General features: G+C 57.8%; 18 protein-coding genes. 11 read left to right on the plus strand and 7 right to left on the minus strand.

Annotated elements, in window-relative coordinates; all coding sequences use genetic code 11:
- The first annotated feature begins 77 nt into the window (after nt 1-77).
- Nucleotides 78-389 (plus strand): tetratricopeptide repeat protein, encoded by a 312-nt coding sequence (locus TX23_RS08665; RefSeq protein ID WP_034129192.1) that lies wholly within the window; start codon nt 78-80, stop codon nt 387-389.
- 134 nt (nt 390-523) lie between these two features.
- On the opposite strand, the gene TX23_RS08670 is transcribed toward TX23_RS08665, so the two are convergent.
- Together TX23_RS08670 and TX23_RS08675 are read right to left on the minus strand one after the other, a co-directional pair.
- Nucleotides 524-1,411, minus strand: a complete 888-nt coding sequence (locus TX23_RS08670) for a lysophospholipid acyltransferase (RefSeq protein ID WP_057701842.1) — start codon at nt 1,409-1,411, stop codon at nt 524-526.
- A gap of 40 nt (nt 1,412-1,451) precedes the next feature.
- Nucleotides 1,452-2,009, minus strand: coding sequence for a DNA-3-methyladenine glycosylase I (locus tag TX23_RS08675; protein WP_057701843.1), 558 nt, complete (start codon nt 2,007-2,009; stop codon nt 1,452-1,454).
- Nucleotides 2,010-2,090: 81 nt separating this feature from the next.
- Between TX23_RS08675 and glyQ the strand changes: the two genes are divergently transcribed.
- The 4 genes from glyQ to TX23_RS08695 all read left to right on the plus strand — a co-directional run bounded on the left by glyQ (nt 2,091) and on the right by TX23_RS08695 (nt 6,487).
- A complete protein-coding gene (gene glyQ / locus TX23_RS08680) occupies nt 2,091-3,044 on the plus strand; it encodes a glycine--tRNA ligase subunit alpha (RefSeq protein WP_003187265.1) in 954 nt (317 codons plus the stop codon).
- Nucleotides 3,041-5,095 carry a glycine--tRNA ligase subunit beta gene (gene glyS, locus TX23_RS08685; protein WP_057701844.1) on the plus strand — a complete coding sequence of 685 codons (2,055 nt, stop codon included), beginning with the start codon at nt 3,041-3,043 and terminating at the stop codon, nt 5,093-5,095. The genes glyQ and glyS overlap by 4 nt, the downstream gene beginning before the upstream one ends.
- Entirely contained in the window at nt 5,095-5,634 is a 540-nt protein-coding gene (gmhB, locus tag TX23_RS08690; RefSeq protein WP_209445913.1) for a D-glycero-beta-D-manno-heptose 1,7-bisphosphate 7-phosphatase, read from the plus strand. The genes glyS and gmhB overlap by 1 nt, the downstream gene beginning before the upstream one ends.
- 82 nt (nt 5,635-5,716) lie before the next feature.
- Nucleotides 5,717-6,487, plus strand: a complete 771-nt coding sequence (locus TX23_RS08695) for a lysophospholipid acyltransferase family protein (protein WP_057701845.1) — start codon at nt 5,717-5,719, stop codon at nt 6,485-6,487.
- A gap of 180 nt (nt 6,488-6,667) precedes the next feature.
- Here TX23_RS08695 and TX23_RS08700 read toward each other — a convergent pair whose 3' ends face one another.
- Nucleotides 6,668-8,950, minus strand: coding sequence for a CHASE2 domain-containing protein (locus tag TX23_RS08700; protein ID WP_057702283.1), 2,283 nt, complete (start codon nt 8,948-8,950; stop codon nt 6,668-6,670).
- A gap of 375 nt (nt 8,951-9,325) precedes the next feature.
- Between TX23_RS08700 and TX23_RS08705 the strand changes: the two genes are divergently transcribed.
- On the plus strand, nt 9,326-10,048 hold the full coding sequence (locus tag TX23_RS08705) for a response regulator transcription factor (protein WP_057701846.1): 723 nt from the start codon (nt 9,326-9,328) through the stop codon (nt 10,046-10,048).
- A 104-nt stretch (nt 10,049-10,152) separates the two neighbouring features.
- On the opposite strand, the gene gyrB is transcribed toward TX23_RS08705, so the two are convergent.
- From gyrB to dnaA, 4 genes are read right to left on the minus strand one after another with little or no spacing between them, the layout of a single operon-like run.
- Nucleotides 10,153-12,570, minus strand: coding sequence for a DNA topoisomerase (ATP-hydrolyzing) subunit B (gene gyrB, locus TX23_RS08710; protein ID WP_057701847.1), 2,418 nt, complete (start codon nt 12,568-12,570; stop codon nt 10,153-10,155).
- A gap of 4 nt (nt 12,571-12,574) precedes the next feature.
- Nucleotides 12,575-13,678, minus strand: coding sequence for a DNA replication/repair protein RecF (gene recF / locus TX23_RS08715; RefSeq protein ID WP_057701848.1), 1,104 nt, complete (start codon nt 13,676-13,678; stop codon nt 12,575-12,577).
- A 20-nt stretch (nt 13,679-13,698) separates the two neighbouring features.
- Nucleotides 13,699-14,802 carry a DNA polymerase III subunit beta gene (gene dnaN / locus TX23_RS08720; RefSeq protein WP_057701849.1) on the minus strand — a complete coding sequence of 368 codons (1,104 nt, stop codon included), beginning with the start codon at nt 14,800-14,802 and terminating at the stop codon, nt 13,699-13,701.
- A 38-nt stretch (nt 14,803-14,840) separates the two neighbouring features.
- On the minus strand, nt 14,841-16,358 hold the full coding sequence (gene dnaA, locus TX23_RS08725) for a chromosomal replication initiator protein DnaA (protein ID WP_057701850.1): 1,518 nt from the start codon (nt 16,356-16,358) through the stop codon (nt 14,841-14,843).
- A 575-nt stretch (nt 16,359-16,933) separates the two neighbouring features.
- Between dnaA and rpmH the strand changes: the two genes are divergently transcribed.
- From rpmH to mnmE, 5 genes are all read left to right on the plus strand, one after another.
- Nucleotides 16,934-17,068, plus strand: coding sequence for a 50S ribosomal protein L34 (gene rpmH / locus TX23_RS27000; RefSeq protein WP_003213577.1), 135 nt, complete (start codon nt 16,934-16,936; stop codon nt 17,066-17,068).
- A gap of 13 nt (nt 17,069-17,081) precedes the next feature.
- Entirely contained in the window at nt 17,082-17,489 is a 408-nt protein-coding gene (gene rnpA, locus TX23_RS27005; protein WP_020302575.1) for a ribonuclease P protein component, read from the plus strand.
- On the plus strand, nt 17,482-17,727 hold the full coding sequence (gene yidD / locus TX23_RS27010; RefSeq protein WP_019816912.1) for a membrane protein insertion efficiency factor YidD: 246 nt from the start codon (nt 17,482-17,484) through the stop codon (nt 17,725-17,727). The genes rnpA and yidD overlap by 8 nt, the downstream gene beginning before the upstream one ends.
- Nucleotides 17,728-17,729: 2 nt before the next feature.
- Complete coding sequence (gene yidC, locus TX23_RS08735) at nt 17,730-19,412, plus strand: membrane protein insertase YidC (RefSeq protein WP_005792609.1); 1,683 nt, start codon at nt 17,730-17,732, stop codon at nt 19,410-19,412.
- A 79-nt stretch (nt 19,413-19,491) separates the two neighbouring features.
- Nucleotides 19,492-20,862, plus strand: a complete 1,371-nt coding sequence (gene mnmE / locus TX23_RS08740; RefSeq protein ID WP_057701852.1) for a tRNA uridine-5-carboxymethylaminomethyl(34) synthesis GTPase MnmE — start codon at nt 19,492-19,494, stop codon at nt 20,860-20,862.
- Nucleotides 20,863-20,877 lie beyond the last annotated feature (15 nt).

Here is a 20,877-nt window from a genome sequence, read left to right on the forward strand (position 1 = left end):
ATCGCGTTCAAGTGTGGGAGCGGGCTTGCCCGCGATGACGATATCGAAACCGCTATATAGCTAAAGGACGCACAGTCATGCTCGAATCCCTGGAAAAAATGCTCGCCAAGGGTGTGGATAATTCACTGCTGCGGTTCGGCCTGGGCAAGGGTTATCTGGACCTGAAGGACAACGCAAAGGCGGCCGAGCATTTGCAGCGATGCGTCGAGTTCGATCCGAAGTACTCGGCGGCGTGGAAGTTGTTGGGCAAGGCGCACCAGGCCCAGGGTGACAGTGCCTCAGCACGACAGGCGTGGGAAAAAGGCATTGAAGCGGCCCAGGCCCACGGCGACAAGCAGGCCGAAAAAGAGATGGCAGTGTTCCTGAAAAAACTCGACCGCCAGGCTTGATACAGGACTAAATGTGGGAGGGGGCTTGCTCCCGATGGCAGTGTGTCAGCCAATGCATATTTGACTGAACCACCGCTATCGGGAGCAAGCCCCCTCCCACATTGTTTCTATATCGGTCTTGAGTCAGGTGTGAGTCAGTACCACCGTGCCTCGCCCGGCGGGCGCTTCTTGAAGCGCTTCATGCTCCACATGTACTGGCTCGGGTAGGCGCCCACATAGCGCTCCACCACTTTGCTCATCGCCGCGCAGGAGGTGGCGGTGTCGGTGCTGTACATGTCTTCCGGCGCTGCTTCCAGGATCACCTTGTAGCCCGAGCCGTCCGGCAGCCGCAGGGCATGCAGGAACACACCCACGGCCTTGTGGCCCGCGAGCATGTTGGGCACGAATTTGCTGGTGAGCGCCTGGGTGGCGAAAAACGGTACGAAGATGCCCGCGGACTCAGCCGGTTCCGGGTCGGCAGGAATGCCCACCTGGCCGCCTTTGCGCACTTCCTTGATCACGCTGAGAATGCCTTCCTTGGTCGACGCCGCCACGCGGTTGCCCAGCTGCACGCGTTGTTTGCGCAGCAGTTCGTCCACCGCCTTGAGCTTGGGCGGCCGATAGAAAATGATCGGTTTGCACTGGCTGCAATAGAAGTGGTTCAACACTTCCCAGTTGCCCAGGTGGCTGGTGATGCCCACCACGCCTTTGCCGGAGGCCAGGGCCTCGTGCAGCACTTCCAGGCCCTCGACTTCGCGGACCAGGTCGATGGAGCGCTGCGCCGGCCAGATCCACGCGCAGGCGCTTTCAGTGAGGGACTTGCCGATGTCCATCAGGCTGCGGCCCACCAGGCGCTCGCGCTCGGCCGGGTCCATCTCCGGAAAGCACTTGGAGAGGTTGATCCGCACGGTGTCGCGGGAGCGGTTGGGGGTTTTCCACATGATCCAGCCGATACCCGTGCCGACGGCTTGTACGGCGCGCCAGGGCAGCAGGGCAAACAACCGAAGAGCGCCTACCAGCAAGGCGCCTTTAAACTTTTCCACAGGTCACTCCTGATCGTGTGTGGTGCGCAAAGCCGGCATTCTAACCGGCGTTGACCAAGTCCGCGTAACGGTCGCAGTCCTGGGTGTGGTCCATGACCATGCCCGAGGCCTGCATGAAGGCGTAGCAGATGGTCGGCCCCACGAAGGTGAAGCCGGCCTTTTTCAAGGCTTTACTCATGGCTTCGGCTTCGGGCGTAATCGCCGGGACGTCGCTGCGATCCTTGAAGTGATTGACCTTGGGTTTGCCGCCGACAAACGACCACAAAAAACCCACTGGATCTTCCAGCGCCAGCCAGGCCGCGGCGTTGCGCCGGGTGGCATTGAGCTTCAAGCGATTGCGCACGATGCCGGGATCCTGCATCAGCGCCTCGATTTCTTCATCGCTCAACTGGGCCAGGCGCTGCGCATCAAACCCGAACAAGACCTTTCGATAATGCTCGCGTTTGCGTAAAACAGTGATCCAGGACAGGCCTGCCTGGAACCCTTCGAGCAAAAGCAACTCGAACAAACCCTGCGCATCGCGCAGCGGCGTTCCCCACTCTTGATCGTGATAAGCCATGTACAGCGGATCTTCAGAACACCAAAAGCAGCGTGGCATAAGGCTCCAGGGAGTGGTGGCGGGGCCGAATCGGGTATACTCCCGCTCTTTAAATCGCAGCCCAAGTAACAGGTGAATTTCGTGAGCCAGCCTACGCCAGCCGTGCGTACCTTCCAAGACTTGATCCTCGCCCTCCAGCAATACTGGGCCGAGCAAGGTTGTGTGGTACTTCAGCCCTACGATATGGAAGTAGGCGCCGGCACTTTCCACACCGCTACATTCCTGCGGGCCATCGGCCCGGAAACCTGGAACGCCGCTTATGTGCAGCCCAGTCGTCGCCCGACTGACGGCCGCTACGGCGAAAACCCGAACCGTCTGCAGCACTACTACCAGTTTCAGGTGGTATTGAAGCCCAACCCGGACAACTTCCAGGAACTGTACCTGGGCTCGCTGAAACATGTCGGTCTGGACCCATTGGTGCACGACATCCGTTTCGTCGAAGACAACTGGGAATCGCCAACCCTGGGCGCCTGGGGCCTGGGCTGGGAAGTCTGGCTCAACGGCATGGAAGTGACGCAGTTCACTTACTTCCAGCAAGCGGGCGGCATTGAATGCTACCCGGTCACCGGCGAGATCACCTACGGTCTGGAGCGCCTGGCCATGTACCTGCAAGGCGTGGACTCGGTCTACGACCTGGTATGGGCTGACGGCCCGTTCGGCAAGGTGACCTACGGCGATGTGTTCCACCAGAACGAAGTGGAGCAGTCCACCTACAACTTCGAACACGCCAACGTCGACAAGCTGTTCGAACTGTTCGATTTCTATGAAAGCGAAGCCAAGCGCCTGATCGAACTCGACCAGCCGCTGCCGTTGCCAAGCTATGAAATGGTGTTGAAGGCGTCCCATACCTTCAACCTGCTGGACGCGCGCCGTGCCATCTCGGTAACCGCACGCCAGCAATACATCCTGCGTGTACGCACTCTGGCGCGTTCCGTCGCTCAAGCCTACCTGCTGGCTCGCGCCAAGCTGGGCTTCCCGATGGCCACCCCGGACCTGCGTGATGAAGTGTTGGCTAAGCTGGAGGCTGCACAATGAGTGCTCAAGATTTCCTGGTTGAACTGGGCACCGAAGAGCTGCCACCCAAGGCACTCAATACCCTGGCCGATGCGTTCCTGGCCGGTATCGAAAAAGGCCTGCAGACTGCCGGCCTGAAGTTTGAAGCCAAAAAAGTCTACGCCGCGCCGCGCCGTCTGGCTGTGCTGCTGACCGCGCTGGAAACCCAGCAGCCGGACCGCAACATCAACCTGGACGGCCCACCGCGTCAGGCAGCTTTCGATGCCGACGGCAACCCTACCCAGGCCGCCCTTGGCTTTGCCAAGAAGTGTGGCGTAGAGCTGAGCGAGATCGACCAAAGTGGCCCGAAACTGCGTTTCAGCCAGGTCATCACCGGCAAGCCGACCGCCAGCCTGTTGCCGACCATCGTTGAAGACTCCCTGAACGACCTGCCTATTCCCAAGCGCATGCGCTGGGGTGCGCGCAAGGAAGAGTTCGTACGTCCAACCCAATGGCTGGTGATGCTGCTCGGTGACCAGGTCATCGATTGCACCCTCCTCGCCCAGAAGGCCGGTCGTGACTCCCGTGGTCACCGCTTCCATCATCCGCAAAGCGTGCGCATCACTTCGCCGGCCAACTACCTTAACGACCTGCGTGCCGCTTACGTATTGGCCGATGCCAATGAGCGTCGCGAGCTGATCAGCAAGCGCACCGAAGAGCTGGCCCGCCTGCAGGAAGGCACCGCCATCGTGCCGCCAAGCCTGCTGGACGAAGTGACCGCCCTGGTGGAATGGCCGGTGCCGCTGGTGTGCTCGTTCGAAGAGCGTTTCCTCGATGTGCCGCAAGAAGCCTTGATCACCACCATGCAGGACAACCAGAAGTACTTCTGCCTGCTGGATGCGGACGGTAAGTTGCTGCCGCGTTTTATCACCGTGGCCAACATCGAGAGCAAGGACCCGCAGCAGATCATCGCCGGTAACGAGAAAGTCGTTCGCCCGCGGCTGACCGATGCCGAGTTCTTCTTCAAGCAAGACAAGAAGCAGAAGCTGGAAGACTTCAACCTGCGCCTGCAAAACGTGGTGTTCCAGGAAAAACTCGGCAGTGTCTACGACAAGGCCGTGCGGGTTTCCAAGCTGGCAGCCTACATTGCTCCACGCATCGGCGGCGACGCAGCCTGGGCTGCCCGTGCCGGCTTGCTGTCCAAGTGCGACCTGGCCACCGAAATGGTCGGCGAGTTCCCTGAGATGCAAGGTGTTGCCGGTTACTATTACGCCCTCAACGACGGCGAGCCGGACGATGTCGCCCTGGCCCTGAACGAGCAGTACATGCCACGCGGTGCCGGTGCAGAACTGCCGACCACCCTGACGGGTGCAGCTGTGGCCATCGCCGACAAGCTCGATACGCTGGTGGGTATCTTCGGTATCGGTATGTTGCCCACCGGCAGCAAAGACCCGTATGCCCTGCGCCGTGCGGCATTGGGCGTGCTGCGGATCCTGATCGACAAGAAGCTGGACCTCGACCTGACTCAGGCCGTGGTATTCGCCGTCGGCCAGTTCGGCACCAAGGTCAAGCAAGCCGGCCTGGCCGAGCAAGTGCTGGAGTTCGTGTTCGACCGCTTGCGTGCGCGTTACGAAGACGAAGGCGTGGATGTTTCCGTCTACCTCTCGGTACGTGCCCTGCAACCGGGTTCAGCACTGGACTTCGACCAGCGTGTACAAGCCGTGCAAGCGTTCCGCAAGCTGCCGGAAGCCGATGCCCTGGCCGCCGTGAACAAGCGCGTGTCGAACCTGCTGAGCAAGGCCGATAACCTCGGCAGTGCCGAAGTCGACCCTGGCCTGTTTGCCGACGCCAAGGAGTTCTCGCTGAACTCGGCCATCGCCAAGGCCGAGAGCGCCGTGAAGCCACTGATCGCCGAGCGTAACTACGCGCAAGCGCTGGCGCGCCTGGCGTCGTTGCGCGAGCCGGTGGATGCGTTCTTCGAAGCGGTGATGATCAATGCCGACGATGCCGGCGTGCGCAAAAACCGCTACGCCATGCTGGCGCGCCTGCGTGGTTTGTTCATCAATATCGCCGACATTTCCGTACTGGGCTGATCATGTTGAAACTGCTGATTCTCGATCGGGACGGGGTGATCAACTATGACTCCGACGCTTACATCAAGTCGGTGCAAGAGTGGATCCCCTTGCCCGGCTCGATCGAGGCCATCGCGCAGTTGAGCAAAGCCGGCTGGACAGTGGCCATCGCCACCAACCAGTCCGGCATCGCCCGCGGTTACTACGACATCGCCACCCTGGACGCCATGCACGCGCGCTTGCGCACGTTGGTGGCCGAACAGGGCGGTGAGGTGGGGCTGGTGGTTTACTGCCCCCACGGGCCGGATGAGGGCTGCGATTGCCGCAAGCCCAAGCCTGGCATGTTGAAAATCATTGCAGAACATTACAAGGTGCCCCTGACTGGGATATGGTTCGTCGGGGACAGCCTCGGTGACCTGGAGGCGGCCAAAGCCGTCGACTCTCAGCCAGTTTTGGTAAAGACCGGAAAAGGCGAAAAGACCCAGGCTAAAAACCTGCCGGTAGGCACCTTGATTTTTGACGATCTGGCGGCCGTTGCCGCAGAACTTATTAATAACTAGCCGCCCTCGACTTCCTGACCAAGGATTGTTCGGGAGTGCGCTTTTAACAGGCGGGCCGTGTCCCGCAACGGTAAATGCCGCCATGTCGATCTTGCAGGCCATCAGAACCTTTTTCTTTTACCTGCTGCTGGGCACCAGTTCGTTTCTCTGGTGCACCCTGAGCTTTTTTATTGCACCCTTCCTGCCGTTCAAGGCGCGTTATCGCTTCATCAACGTTTATTGGTGCCGCTGCGCGTTGTGGCTGAGCAAGGTATTCCTGAACATCCGTTTCGAGGTCAAGGGCGCAGAAAACGTCCCAGATCAACCCTGCGTGATTCTTTCGAACCACCAAAGCACCTGGGAAACCTTCTTTCTTTCCGCATACTTCTCGCCCCTGAGCCAGGTGCTTAAGCGTGAACTGCTGTACGTGCCGTTTTTTGGCTGGGCCATGGCCATGTTGCGCCCGATCGCCATTGACCGTGACAACCCCAAGGCAGCACTCAAGCATGTGGCCAAGAAGGGCGACGAGTTGCTCAAGGATGGCGTCTGGGTGCTGATCTTCCCAGAGGGGACGCGTGTGCCCTACGGCACCGTAGGCAAATTTTCACGGGGCGGCACCGCCTTGGCGGTCAACGCCAACCTGCCGGTGCTGCCCATTGCCCACAATGCCGGCAAGTTCTGGCCAAAGACCGGCTGGGCCAAACGCCCAGGCACCATCACCGTGGTGATAGGCGAGCCGATGTACGCAGAAGGCGAGGGGCCGCGTGCCATTGCTGCACTGAACGACCGCGCCGCAGCGTGGAATGAAGCGCAGCAGCGAGCCATGGGCTCCCTGCCTCCCGAGCCCCTGGTGGTGGAGACCCCGGCGATTTGAGGATCTGTGGATAACCTGTGCACGCTTTGTTGGCGAATTGGCTTTTTTGATTCATAACCTACTGATTTGCTTCTATATTTCTGAAGGTCATAAAATCTCGAAAAACGTGCATAAGTTTTTTCCTCATAAAAAAACCGGTCCTTGTGACCGGTTTTTTATGCACAGCAGAAAAGTCAGTTTTTAGTCGTCCAACTGCGGCAGTAACAAGATGAATGTCGAGCCCTTACCCAGCTCACTTTCACAAACGATGCGTCCACCATGGCGTTCCACCACGGCCTTAACCATCGTCAGCCCCAGTCCCAGACCGTCACTGCCCTGGGCCGAATCAAAACGCCGGTACTGGCTGAACAGCTCCGGCAAATCCTCGGGGGCGATCCCCGGCCCCTGATCGCTGATGCGGCATTCCAGCCACCCCTGTGCACTGGCGTGCCTTAACCTGACGGTAGTTCCGGATGGGGAATATTTGATCGCATTCTCCAGCACGTTGAATAACGCACGGGTGAGCAGTGATTGATCGGCGTGGACCATCGCTTCATCTGCCTCATCCAGGTCGTGGACCAGATGGATACCCTTGAGTTGCGCAATCACCGCCACCTGATCAAAAGCGTCCATCACCAGCATAGCGAACAAGGTCGTCTGGAACTGGTAGCCGTCAGCCTCGGCCTTGGCTAATTGCACGAAGGATTCGGTAAGGCTCAAGGCCCGTCGGACCTGTTGCTCGACCTGGGCAAAAACCGGCGATTGGCCGTTATGCACATCGAGCAGGGCGAGGATCGCCGAATGGGGTGCGCGCAGGTCGTGGGACAGGAAACGCAGCATGGTCTCGCGGTGCTGCTGGGCTTCTCGCTCCTTGCTCAGGTCCGTCAGGCTTAACAGCCAGCCGAGGGCGAAGTCACCTTCGGCCGGAAGCAAGGGCGCAAGCTCCATCCGCAAGCTGCGCTGGTGGATATCGCGAAACTCGACCAATTCCAGTGCTGACAGGGCAGGGCGTACGCCGTTGTGCAGCGGGGGATAGCCCAAATCGGCGAGTTGTTCGATGAGGTTTGAGTTGACCAGGTCGTTACCGAACACATCCCGGGCTACTCGATTGGCCAATAGGATATTGCCTTGAGGGTCGGTTATCAGCGTAGCGACCGGCAGACATTCCAGCCCGTCCGCCATAAAGCGCCGCGTATCACGCGTGCGGCTGACTGCCTGCTCAAGAGCAAAGATCCGCCCCTGCAGCACGTCGCCCTTGCTGGCAGGCGCACGACGACGTTCCGGCAGTACCTTGGGCTCGTTATCCAACCGCGCCAGCTCCCAGCCAAAGTAAGCCAGGATGACGCTCAGGCGCCGCCAGTTCCAGATGAGGTAGCTGAGTAGCAGCCCAATCAAACACGCGGCGGGGGACCACCAATGCCCAAGGCGCAGCAATGCCCATGAGCCCACCAGCGCCGCGATCATACCGCCCAGGGTCATCCACAAGGCGTAGCGAGGGCGATACAACAGCAGGCCCAGCAGCAAGGTCACCAAGGAGGTCGCCAACAAGGCTGCGAGCCATCCGGGCAGGTCGACAATGCTGCGCCCCTGCAAAAAACCATTGAGGATATCGGCTTGGATCTCCACTCCCGCGGTGGTGCCGACGGTGGAGGAAAGCGGGCTCACAAAACGATCAGCCATTCCATACGCCGTGGCGCCGATCAGAATCAGCCGGCCGCGCAACGTCTCGGGAGGTACTTCGCCGCGCAACACGCTGATGTAAGACACGCTGGGAAAGTGATTATCTTCCGAGGTGAACGGCACGCGGATTTCATGTTCCTGATGCCACTGCTGGCTGCTGGGCTGTTGCGCCAGGCCGGGCATTACTGGTGCTTGTTCGCTACTCAGCGCGAACGCCAACCATGCCAGTTGAGGAAGCGTGCTTCCCGGCGGGCCTTCACGCAGATAAACGCTACGTACAATGCCATCCTTATCTGCTTCGACGTTGATATGCCCCACACCCTTGGCGCACTTGAGCAATGGCGACAGCGGCTCTCCCGGCAGGCTGGGACCTACACTGCTATCACCGACGATGGGCAGCAGTACATTGCCAGCATTGCAGACGGCATCTGCCAATCGCCGTCCATCAGCCCCCTCACCAGATTCGCTGAAGATTACATCGAATAGAATGCCGGCCGGCTGGGCGGTACTGAGGCGTTCGATCAGGTCTGCGTGTACGCTGCGCGGCCAAGGCCAGGGGCCGAGTATTTCCAGGCTGGGCGCATCAATGGTGACCAGCAGAATCCGTGGATCAACCGGCAAGGGTGTCAGTCGGCGCAGGCTGTCGTAGAGAGGATTATTGAGCGCCAGGCCCGGACTCAACGAGAGGTAAACGGTAAAGGGCAGCAACACCAGCCCGATCAGTAACCATTCACGGACCAACCCATGGAACAACAGCTGTGCCTGGGTGGGTTGGCGTTTCTCGGCTTTGCGCCATAGCTTCACAGGGCTACCGCCGAAAGTGCGCGAAGGCATTGATGGTCATTGGGTAAAGGTGTCATAGGCCCAGCTCCCTCTCCATGTGGTGACGTTCAACTTTGTTCTGAAACCAGTGAAGCTTATTTCGGTCTCAGTTGAGGACTTTACCCAGAACCGTGCAACAAACCATACCTCACCTTGGTGCAGGGCAGGGGTATGAGCGAGTTCTTTTCCTTACAGACAGGAGCCGGTATCTTTCCGTTGAGCATCACGGGATCTTATCAGCGTATCGATAGATACAAGGCTCGTAGAATCTGCCCATAATTATTCAGATTCAGAGTCTGGCTTTGTACAGTCGTCTCTCATTAAAGCAGTCGTATTTTTTGCAGGAAGGACCCCACCATGCGAGTCGCAATACTGGATGACGAGCCCGCCGAGTTGCGACGGGTGGAACAGACACTGCGACAGATTCCCGGTACAGCGGAACAGCCATGGTCGCTGCATTTCTTTGAGCGCGGTGAAGACCTGCTGCGCCAACTGCGGCGGGAAACCTTTGACCTGCTGATCCTGGACTGGCAACTGCCGGATATCTCGGGTATAGCTTTGTTGCGCTGGACCCGCGAACACATGGAATCACCGCCCGCGGTGATCATGCTGACCAGCCGCGATGCCGAGAGCGATATCGTCACCGCATTGAACAGCGGCGCAGATGATTACGTCAGCAAACCCTTTCGCCCCAACGAACTCAAAGCACGCGTCAGCGCCGTGCTGCGCCGCCACGGTTTGCAGAAATCGGCGACCCAGGAAGTACAGAGTTTCAATGACCTGACGTTCGACGATGCCGAACTGACCGTCACCCGCGCGGGAAAACCCATTAACCTGACAGAGCGCGAATACCGTCTGGCCAGTTGCCTGTTTGCCAATCTGGCGCGGCCGCTGTCGCGTGAATACCTGTATGAGCGGTTTTGGAGCCATGAAGAAATGGTCTCGTCACGACCTTTGGATACCCACATCTACCGTCTACGTAACAAGCTCGGGCTAACGGCGGATCGCGGTTGGCAGCTGTTGACGATCTATGGGTACGGGTATCGGTTGGAGAGTGTGGCAACACCGGCGCAGAGCTGAAGTAATGATGTTCCACGTGGAGCATTTTAAAATGCTTAACCATTACCCATAAAAAAGGCCAACGCTCAGCGTTGGCCTTTTTTATTTCCAGCTGCTTTACCTGATCAGAAGTCCAGGTTAGACACCGCCAAGGCATTGCTCTCGATGAAGTCACGGCGAGGCTCGACCGCATCACCCATGAGGGTGTTGAAGATCTGGTCTGCGCCAATGGCGTCTTCGATGGTCACACGCAACATGCGACGCTGAGCCGGGTCCATGGTGGTTTCCCACAGCTGGTCCGGGTTCATCTCGCCCAGACCTTTGTATCGCTGGATGGTATGACGCTTGGTGCTTTCAGCCATCAGCCAGTCCAGAGCTTCCTTGAACTCCTTGACCGCTTTCTTACGCTCACCACGCTGAATGTAGGCACCATCGTCCAGCAGGGTGCTCAGTTGCGCGCCAAGAGTAACGACTGTCTTGTAGTCGTTGCTGCCGAAGAAGTCGCGGTTGAAGGTGACGTAGTTCGACAAGCCGTGGGAGATCAGTTCGACCTCCGGCAGCCATACGTTACGTTCACGGTCTTCGCGCAGGCTGGCTTTGTACACCAGGCCAGACTTCTCAACGGTACGCAGACGCACTTCGTACTGGGCCAGCCAGTCCTGCATGGCGGCGTGATCGCCCAACTGCTCCAGGCTCACGGCCGGCAGGTAGATGAAGTGCTCGGTCAGCTCCTGAGGGTACAGGCGCGACAAGCGCTTGAGCGTCTTCATGACCATACGGAAGTCGTTGACCAGACGCTCCAGCGCCTCGCCGGAGATGCCCGGGGCTTCGTCGTTCAGGTGCAAGCTGGCATCTTCCAGGGCCGACTGCGTCATGTACTCTTCCATGGCGTCGTCGTCTTTGATGTATTGCTCTTGCTTGCCCTTTTTCACTTTGTACAACGGCGGCTGGGCAATGTAGATGTAGCCACGCTCGATCAGCTCTGGCAACTGACGGAAGAAGAACGTCAGCAGCAGGGTACGGATGTGCGAACCGTCGACGTCAGCATCGGTCATGATGATGATGTTGTGGTAGCGCAGCTTGTCGATGTTGTACTCATCACGGCCAATACCGCAACCGAGTGCCGTGATCAAGGTGCCGACTTCCTGCGAGGAAATCATCTTGTCGAAGCGGGCCTTCTCAACGTTGAGGATCTTGCCCTTCAACGGCAGAATGGCCTGAGTGCGACGGTTGCGACCCTGCTTGGCGGAACCGCCAGCAGAGTCACCTTCCACCAGGTACAGTTCGGAGAGGGCAGGGTCCTTCTCCTGGCAGTCAGCCAATTTGCCCGGCAAGCCAGCGATATCCAAAGCGCCTTTACGACGGGTCATCTCACGGGCTTTACGCGCGGCTTCACGGGCGCGGGCAGCATCGATCATCTTGCCGACGACCAGCTTGGCCTCGTTCGGGTTCTCCAACAGGAAGTCGGAGAAGTACTTACCCATTTCCTGCTCGACTGCGGTCTTCACTTCGGAAGACACCAGCTTGTCTTTGGTCTGGGAGCTGAACTTCGGATCCGGAACCTTGACCGAGATAATTGCGGTCAGGCCTTCACGAGCATCATCACCGGTGGTGGCGACTTTATGTTTCTTCGCCAAGCCTTCGGCTTCGATGTAGGTATTCAGGTTACGCGTCAGTGCAGAACGGAAACCCACCAAGTGAGTACCGCCATCGCGCTGGGGAATGTTGTTGGTGAAGCACAACAGGTTCTCGTTGAAGCTGTCGTTCCACTGCAGGGCGATTTCCACGCCGATGCCGTCTTCACGCTGGATATTGAAGTGGAACACCTGGTTGACCGCAGTCTTGTTGGTGTTCAGGTATTCAACGAACGCACGCAGACCACCCTCGTACTTGAACAGCTCTTCCTTGCCGCTGCGCTCATCCTTGAGGACGATGCCAACACCGGAGTTAAGGAAGGACAGTTCGCGAATCCGCTTGGCCAGGATGTCCCAGCTGAAGTGGATATTCTTGAAGGTTTCTTCCGATGGCTTGAAGTGGATCTGGGTACCAGTGGTTTCACTGTCACCGACGATTTTCATCGGTTCCTGTGGCACGCCGTGGACGTAAGTCTGCTCCCAAATCTTGCCACTACGGCGAACAGTGAGGATCAGCTCTTCGGACAGAGCGTTCACTACCGACACACCTACACCGTGCAGACCGCCGGATACTTTATAGGAATTGTCGTCGAACTTACCGCCGGCGTGGAGCACGGTCATGATGACCTCTGCCGCCGAGACGCCTTCTTCTTTGTGCACGTCTACCGGGATGCCACGACCGTTGTCACGCACGGTGATGGATTCATCCGGGTGGATGATAATGCTGATGTCGTCGCAGTGACCGGCCAGAGCTTCGTCGATGGAGTTATCGACCACCTCGAACACCATGTGGTGCAGACCGCTACCATCATCGGTGTCGCCAATGTACATACCGGGACGTTTGCGTACGGCATCCAAACCTTTCAGCACTTTAATGCTGGTCGAGTCGTACGTGTTTTCTTCGCTCATGCCTTCACTCCCGATGGTCGTGGGTCTGGGTGATACGGCCTTGTTCCACGTGGAACAAAGCGACTGGCGTTTCCGTCTGCCAGCCTTCCCTCAATAATTCGTGGTCTACACAGGTAATGAATACCTGGCAGCGTAAGTCTTCCAACAAGCGGCATAGCGAACGGCGGTGCTGCTCGTCGAGCTCCGACGGCAAGTCATCCACCAGATAAATACACTGACCGCGCCGGGCCTGGCTAACCAGGTGCCCTTGCGCGATACGCAGCGCACACACCACCAACTTCTGCTGGCCGCGGGACAAAATATCCGCAGCATTGTGTGCACCTAATCTAAGGCGCAAATCAGCACGCTGGGGCCCGGCCTGGGTGTGTCCGATTTGCTGATCCCGCTGCAGGGACGTCGCAAGCACTGCACTTAGCTCACGTTCTTTGTCCCAACCTCGGTAATAACTCAGCGTCAGCCCCTCGAGATCCAGCAACTCGCTCAAGGTCTGCTCAAAGACTGGTTTCAAGGCTTTGATATAGGCACGACGGTATTCATCTATTTCGTCGCTGGCCAGGCATAGTTCCCGGTCCCAGGCTGCTTGCGAAGCGGCGTCAAGTGTACCATGCCGCAGCCATGAGTTCCGCTGCCGCAGGGCCTTCTGCAGGCGTTGCCAAGTGGCCATGAAGCGTGGTTCCACGTGGAACACACCCCAGTCGAGAAATTGTCGGCGTATTTTCGGCGCGCCTTCCAACAAACGGAAGCTGTCTGGATTGATCAACTGCAAGGGCAGGATTTCTGCCAATTGCGCGGCACTGCGCGCATTTTGCCCGTCGATACGAATCTGAAACTCACCGCCGCGATCGCGAGATATCCCCAGGGCACTGTGGCCGCCTTCTGCCAATTCGACTTGGCCAAACACTGTGCACGCCAACTGTTCGTACTGGATCACGGGCAACAGGCGGGCACTGCGGAAGGAACGGGCGAGCCCCAGCAAGTGGATAGCTTCCAGCACGCTGGTTTTGCCACTGCCGTTGGCGCCATGGAGGATATTGATGCGGGGGGAAGGGGAGAAGGTCACCGGGTGCAGATTGCGCACCGCGGTGACAGAGACGCGACTAAGGGACATCTAGCTTCTGCTGAGCATGATTACAGGCGCATCGGCATGACAACGTAAGCCGAGTCGTCGTTATCGGATTCTTGCACCAGGGCGCTGCTGTTGGAGTCCGACAGGATCAGGCGAACCTGTTCGGTAGTCATGACGCCCAGCACGTCCAACAGGTAGCTCACGTTAAAGCCGATTTCCAGAGAGCCGCCGTTGTAGTCGACCCCCACTTCTTCCTCAGCCTCTTCCTGTTCCGGGTTGTTGGCCTGGATTTTCAGTTGGCCGTTGGCCAACTGCAGACGAATACCACGGTACTTTTCGTTCGACAGAATCGCCGTACGGCTAAATGCTTCACGCAGGGCCTGGCGATCGCCAACCACCAGCTTGTCGCCACCTTTGGGCAATACACGCTCGTAATCGGGGAACTTGCCGTCAACCAATTTGGAGGTGAAGGTGAACTCACCGGTGGTCGCGCGAATGTGGTGCTGGCCCAACACGATGCTGACATTGCCGTCCGGCTCGGTGAGCAAGCGCGCTAATTCGAGGATACCTTTACGCGGAACGATCACCTGGTGACGATCCGGCTGGCCGATATCGGCACGCATCGAGCACATCGCCAGACGGTGACCGTCGGTGGCTACCGCGCGAATGATGCCTTCGGATACTTCCAGCAACATGCCGTTGAGGTAGTAGCGCACGTCCTGCTGGGCCATGGCGAAGCTGGTGCGCTCGATCAGGCGACGCAGCTTGCTTTGCTCCAGGCTGCAGGTCAGCGAGCCCGGTCCCTCTTCCACAGTTGGGAAGTCGTTGGCGGGCAAGGTCGACAGGGTGAATCGGCTACGGCCAGCCTTGACCACCAGCTTCTGTTCATCAACCTTGATGTCAATCAGCGCATCGTTGGGCAGGCTTTTGCAGATGTCCATCAGCTTGCGCGCCGGTACGGTGATTTCACCGGGTTCAGCGGGCTCTTCAAGTTGCACACGACCAACCAGCTCGACTTCCAGGTCGGTACCGGTCAAGGACAACTGCTGGCCTTCAACCACCAGTAATACGTTGGAAAGCACCGGCAAGGTCTGTCGGCGCTCGACGACGCCTGCGACCAGTTGCAGGGGTTTCAACAGGGCTTCGCGTTGAATGGTGAAATGCATGGTCTAGTCCCTTGCCTTAATAAGCTGCGCTGGTGTCATCACGTAGTCAGTGTACGCAGCAGGTTCTTGTAGTCCTCGCGAATATCCGCGTCGGATTCCTTAAGTTCGTTGATTTTGCGGCAGGCGTGCAAGACCGTGGTGTGGTCGCGACCGCCAAACACATCACCGATTTCCGGCAGGCTGTGGTTGGTCAGCTCCTTGGAGAGAGCCATGGCCACCTGACGCGGGCGTGCTACCGAGCGCGATCGGCGCTTGGACAGCAGGTCGGAAATCTTGATCTTGTAGTACTCGGCCACGGTGCGCTGGATGTTATCCACACTTACCAGCTTGTCCTGCAAGGCCAACAGGTCCTTCAGGGATTCGCGAATCAACTCGATGGTGATATCACGGCCCATGAAGTGCGAGTGAGCGATGACCCGCTTGAGCGCGCCCTCCAGCTCACGCACGTTGGAGCGAATGCGTTGGGCAATAAAGAAGGCAGCGTCGTGAGGCAGATCAACCTTTGCCTGGTCAGCCTTCTTCATCAGAATCGCAACCCGGGTTTCGAGCTCCGGCGGTTCTACCGCAACGGTCAGGCCCCAGCCGAAGCGCGACTTCAGGCGCTCTTCCAGGCCTTCGATTTCTTTCGGGTAACGGTCACTGGTCAAGATGACCTGCTGGCCACCTTCGAGCAGGGCGTTGAAGGTGTGGAAAAACTCTTCCTGGGAACGTTCCTTGCGAGCGAAGAACTGAATGTCATCGATCAGCAAAGCATCAACGGAGCGGTAGAAACGTTTGAACTCGTTGATCGCATTGAGCTGCAGGGCCTTGACCATGTCAGCCACGAAGCGCTCCGAATGCAGGTATACGACCTTGGCGTTCGGGTTCTTCTTTAATAGGTGGTTACCTACCGCGTGCATCAAGTGCGTCTTACCCAAGCCAACGCCGCCATAAAGGAAGAGCGGGTTGTAACCGTGCTTGGGGTTGTCCGCGACTTGCCAGGCGGCTGCACGAGCCAGCTGGTTGGACTTGCCCTCGACAAAGTTCTCGAAGGTAAAGGTGCGGTTCAGGTAACTGGTGTGCTTGAGCGCCCCCTCGACCTGCACGGTGCGCTGCTCGGCACGAACGGGAGCCTGCTGGGAGCTGGCGCCTGCCATTGGATCGAAGCTGTCGCGGGACGGCTCTTCATGCTCTGGCGCATTTTTTTGCGCAGAGGATTTGGACGGCGTAGCAGCAGGTGCAGGAGAAGCAGCAACCGGAGCAGCTGCGGCCTGGGCTTGCGATGCCGCGGCAGCCAAAGGCGCATTCGGCGCAGCACGGGGTGCCGAGCTACGTTTGCTGCCTATTAATAAGGAGAGCACGGGCGCGAGGCCATTGCCATGTTCATCGAGCAATTCGAGAACGCGGCTCAGGTACTTCTCGTTGACCCAGTCGAGAACAAAACGATTGGGTGCGTAGACACGCAACTCGTCGCCTTCGGCTTCGACCTGTAGCGGACGGATCCAGGTGTTGAATTGCTGGGCAGGCAGCTCATCGCGCAAAAGCTCCACGCACTGCTGCCAAAGTTCCACTGACACGGATATCCCCTAAGTTGAAAGCCGGTGAGGCAAAAACAGCCGCCATTGTAGCGGCCAGCCGCCCACTTATCCACATGTAGGTTGCTCACAGGGCACCCAAAATCAATGTGTTAACGGCATACGAGGCGACCAACGGTCTGTGCATAAGCTCTGTGGATAAGCCACCCTGAGCTCGTTGTACAAGTGGGGGCAAAAGTCTGTGGGTAACCAGCCTGTGGATAAAACCCCATTCCACACACAGCTTATCCGATAGCGCAGCACAGGCAGAACACCGCTTCTCCCCCGTGTTGTCATTCTCTGTACATCACGCAGAACAAGGGCTAAAGGCAGTTATCCACAGTTCATCGCCGGACTAGCTTTTATAAGCTTTACAGAAAAGCTTTAAATAACTTCCTTCTTTATTTTTATATCTATGCCGTGGGTGATGGAAGCAGAACGGACCGAAAGGCTACAAAGATCTAATTGAAGGAAAAGCTGGTTGGAAATTGACCTAGAGGCTTGCTTTCTCTAGAATCGCCGGTCTCTTAAAACGGGGGCCATTCCGGCCCGTTGTGGACGAACCAGGTAACAACGCCATGAAACGTACTTTCCAACCAAGCACCATCAAACGCGCCCGTACTCACGGCTTCCGTGCTCGCATGGCTACCAAGAACGGCCGTGCTGTCCTGTCGCGTCGCCGCGCCAAAGGTCGTGCGCGTCTGGCAGTTTGATAATCCGGTACTGGTGGTGAGTCAGGACTTCAGTCGGGAAAAGCGTCTGCTTACTCCCCGGCATTTCAAGGCAGTCTTTGACTCCCCCACCGGCAAGGTTCCGGGGAAAAATCTCCTGCTCCTTGCGCGTAACAACGATCTTGATCACCCCCGTCTCGGGCTGGTGATTGGCAAGAAGAGCGTCAAGCTCTCCGTTGAGCGCAATCGCCTCAAGCGTCTGATGCGCGAATCGTTTCGCCTCCACCAGGACACTCTGGTTGGTTGGGATATTGTTATCGTCGCGCGCAAAGGCTTGGGTGATGTAGAAAACCCCGAATTGATTCAGCATTTCGGCAAGCTCTGGAAACGTTTGGCTCGTACCCACAAGCCAGCACCAGCAGTCAGCACCGAAACTGTAGGGGTAGACAGCCTTGATGCGTAAACTGGCAATCGTTCCGATCCAGTTTTATCGCTATGCCATTAGTCCTTTGATGGCCAGCCACTGTCGTTTCTACCCCAGTTGTTCCTGCTACGCGTTAGAGGCCATAGAAAATCATGGTCTTCTGCGCGGTGGCTGGCTGACCTTTCGTCGTTTAGGTCGCTGTCATCCGTGGAATCCCGGTGGTTATGACCCGGTTCCACCTATCCCTACCTCCCGTTCTTCTTCGATGGCCGAGTAATCATGGATATTAAACGCACAATCCTGATCGTCGCCCTGGCAATCGTGTCCTATGTCATGGTCCTTAAATGGAACCAGGACTACGGTCAGGCTGCCCTGCCGACTCAGAATGTTGCTACCAATCAGGCTGCGCCGGCTATTCCGGACACCCCGCTGGGTAACAATGCGTCCGCGAGTGCCGATGTTCCCAGCGCGAATGGCGAGACAAGTGCCCCGTTAGAAACGCCAGTGGTCACCAATAAAGACCTCATCCACGTAAAAACGGATGTGCTCGACCTGGCTATCGACCCACAGGGTGGTGATATCGCACAGCTGAAGCTGCCGCTTTATCCACGTCGTCAGGACCATCCGGATGTTCCATTCCAGCTGTTCGATAACGGCGGTGAACGTACTTATCTGGCGCAAAGCGGCCTGACCGGCACCAATGGTCCGGATGCACGTGCTACCGGTCGTCCGGTTTATTCGACCGAGCAAAAGACTTATCAACTGGCAGACGGCCAGAACCAGTTGAACGTCGATCTGAAATTCAGTCTCGACGGCGTCAACTACATCAAGCGTTTCAGCTTTACCCGTGGTTTGTACGATTTGAAGGTCACTTACCTTATCGACAACACCAGCGACAAAGCCTGGAGCGGCAACCTGTTTGCCCAGCTCAAGCGTGACGCCAGCTCCGACCCGTCTTCCAGCACTGCCACCGGCACCGCGACTTACCTGGGCGCAGCCCTGTGGACAAGTAACGAGCCGTACAAAAAAGTGTCGATGAAAGACATCGACAAGGGCACCCTGAAAGAAACCGTTCAAGGTGGCTGGGTAGCATGGCTGCAGCATTACTTCGTGACCGCGTGGATTCCGAACAAGGGTGACGCGAACCTGGTTCAGACCCGCAAGGACAGCCAAGGCAACTACATCATTGGCTTCACTGGCCCGGCGTTGACCGTCGCTCCAGGCGCCAAGGCTGAAACCAGCGCTACCCTGTATGCCGGCCCTAAAAGCCAGGCCGTATTGAAAGAGTTGTCCCCAGGTCTGGAACTGACTGTGGATTACGGCTTCCTGTGGTTCATTGCCCAGCCGATTTTCTGGCTGCTGCAACATATCCACAGCATCGTCGGTAACTGGGGCTGGTCGATCATCTTCCTGACCATGCTGATCAAAGGGATCTTCTTCCCACTGTCGGCGGCCAGCTACAAGTCGATGGCACGGATGCGTGCGGTTGCCCCGAAACTGGCGGCACTGAAAGAACAACACGGCGATGATCGGCAGAAAATGTCGCAGGCCATGATGGAGCTGTACAAGAAAGAGAAGATCAACCCGCTGGGTGGATGCTTGCCTATTCTGGTGCAGATGCCGGTGTTCCTGTCGCTGTATTGGGTATTGCTGGAAAGCGTTGAAATGCGCCAGGCGCCGTTCATGCTGTGGATAACTGACCTGTCGATCAAAGACCCGTTCTTTATCCTGCCGATCATCATGGGCGCGACCATGTTTATCCAGCAGCGCCTGAACCCAACGCCGCCGGATCCGATGCAGGCCAAAGTGATGAAAATGATGCCAATCATCTTCACCTTCTTCTTCCTGTGGTTCCCTGCTGGCTTGGTACTGTACTGGGTGGTCAACAACGTGTTGTCGATCTCTCAACAGTGGTACATCACGCGTAAAATCGAAGCGGCTACCAAAAAAGCCGAGGCGTAATTTACTCTGTGGATAACCACTCAAGACGCCCCCTAGTGGGGCGTTTTGCTTTCCGTCACTTTTGTTCTGGAACCTGCTGATGAGCGCTCCTCGTGAAACCATCGCTGCTGTCGCCACCGCTCAGGGCCGGGGCGGAGTCGGTATCGTTCGAATCTCCGGGCCCTTGGCGAGTGTTGCGGCCAGGGCAATCAGTGGCCGAGAGCTGAAACCCCGTTATGCCCATTACGGCCAGTTTCTGGATGCCGATCAAAGCGTATTGGACGAGGGCTTGGCGATCTATTTTCCGGGACCCAACTCTTTCACCGGTGAAGATGTCCTGGAGTTACAGGGGCACGGCGGACCTGTGGTCCTGGACATGCTCTTGCAGCGCTGCCTGCAATTGGGCTGCCGCCTGGCGCGACCCGGGGAGTTCAGCGAACGGGCCTTTTTGAACGACAAGCTCGATTTGGCCCAAGCCGAAGCGATCGCGGATTTGATTGAGGCCAGTTCTGCACAGGCTGCGCGTAACGCTTTGCGCTCATTGCAGGGGGCTTTCTCCCTGCGTGTGCATAACTTGACCGAGCAATTGATCAGCCTGCGTATTTACGTTGAAGCGGCGATTGATTTTCCGGAAGAAGAAATCGACTTTCTCGCCGATGGCCATGTTTTGGCGATGCTCGATAAGGTGCGGGATGAGTTATCCACAGTGCTGCGTGAAGCCGGGCAGGGGGCCTTGCTGCGCGATGGCATGACGGTGGTGATTGCCGGTCGTCCCAACGCCGGTAAGTCCAGCCTGCTCAACGCCCTGGCAGGCCGCGAGGCTGCCATCGTCACCGAGATCGCCGGCACTACCCGGGATATTCTGCGCGAACATATCCATATCGACGGTATGCCGCTGCACGTGGTGGATACCGCAGGTTTACGCGACACAGACGACCAAGTGGAAAAGATTGGCGTGGAGCGTGCGCTCAAGGCCATTGGCGAAGCCGATCGTGTGTTGTTGGTTGTCGATGCCAGTGCCCCAGAAGCTGTGGATCCTTTTGCCCTGTGGCCGGAATTTCTTGCACAACGGCCGGACCCGGCCAAAGTCACGTTGATTCGTAACAAGGCCGACCTCACGGGTGAAGCCATCGCGCTGGAAACCAGTGAGGATGGCCATGTCACCATCAGCTTGAGCGCAAAATCGGCGGGTGACGGTTTGGAACTGCTGCGTGAGCATCTCAAGGCCTGCATGGGTTACGAACAGACGTCAGAAAGCAGCTTCAGTGCGCGCCGCAGGCACCTGGAGGCTCTGCGTCACGCCAGCGCAGCCCTGGAACATGGGCGGGCACAGCTGACGTTGGCGGGGGCGGGGGAGCTGCTGGCTGAGGATCTGCGTCAGGCGCAGCAGCTGTTGGGTGAAATTACCGGCGCGTTCAGTTCGGATGACTTGCTGGGGCGGATTTTCTCCAGCTTTTGCATTGGCAAATAGTCGAGTTACCCACAG

Source organism: Pseudomonas paralactis (assembly GCF_001439735.1).
GTDB classification, from domain to species: domain Bacteria; phylum Pseudomonadota; class Gammaproteobacteria; order Pseudomonadales; family Pseudomonadaceae; genus Aquipseudomonas; species Aquipseudomonas paralactis.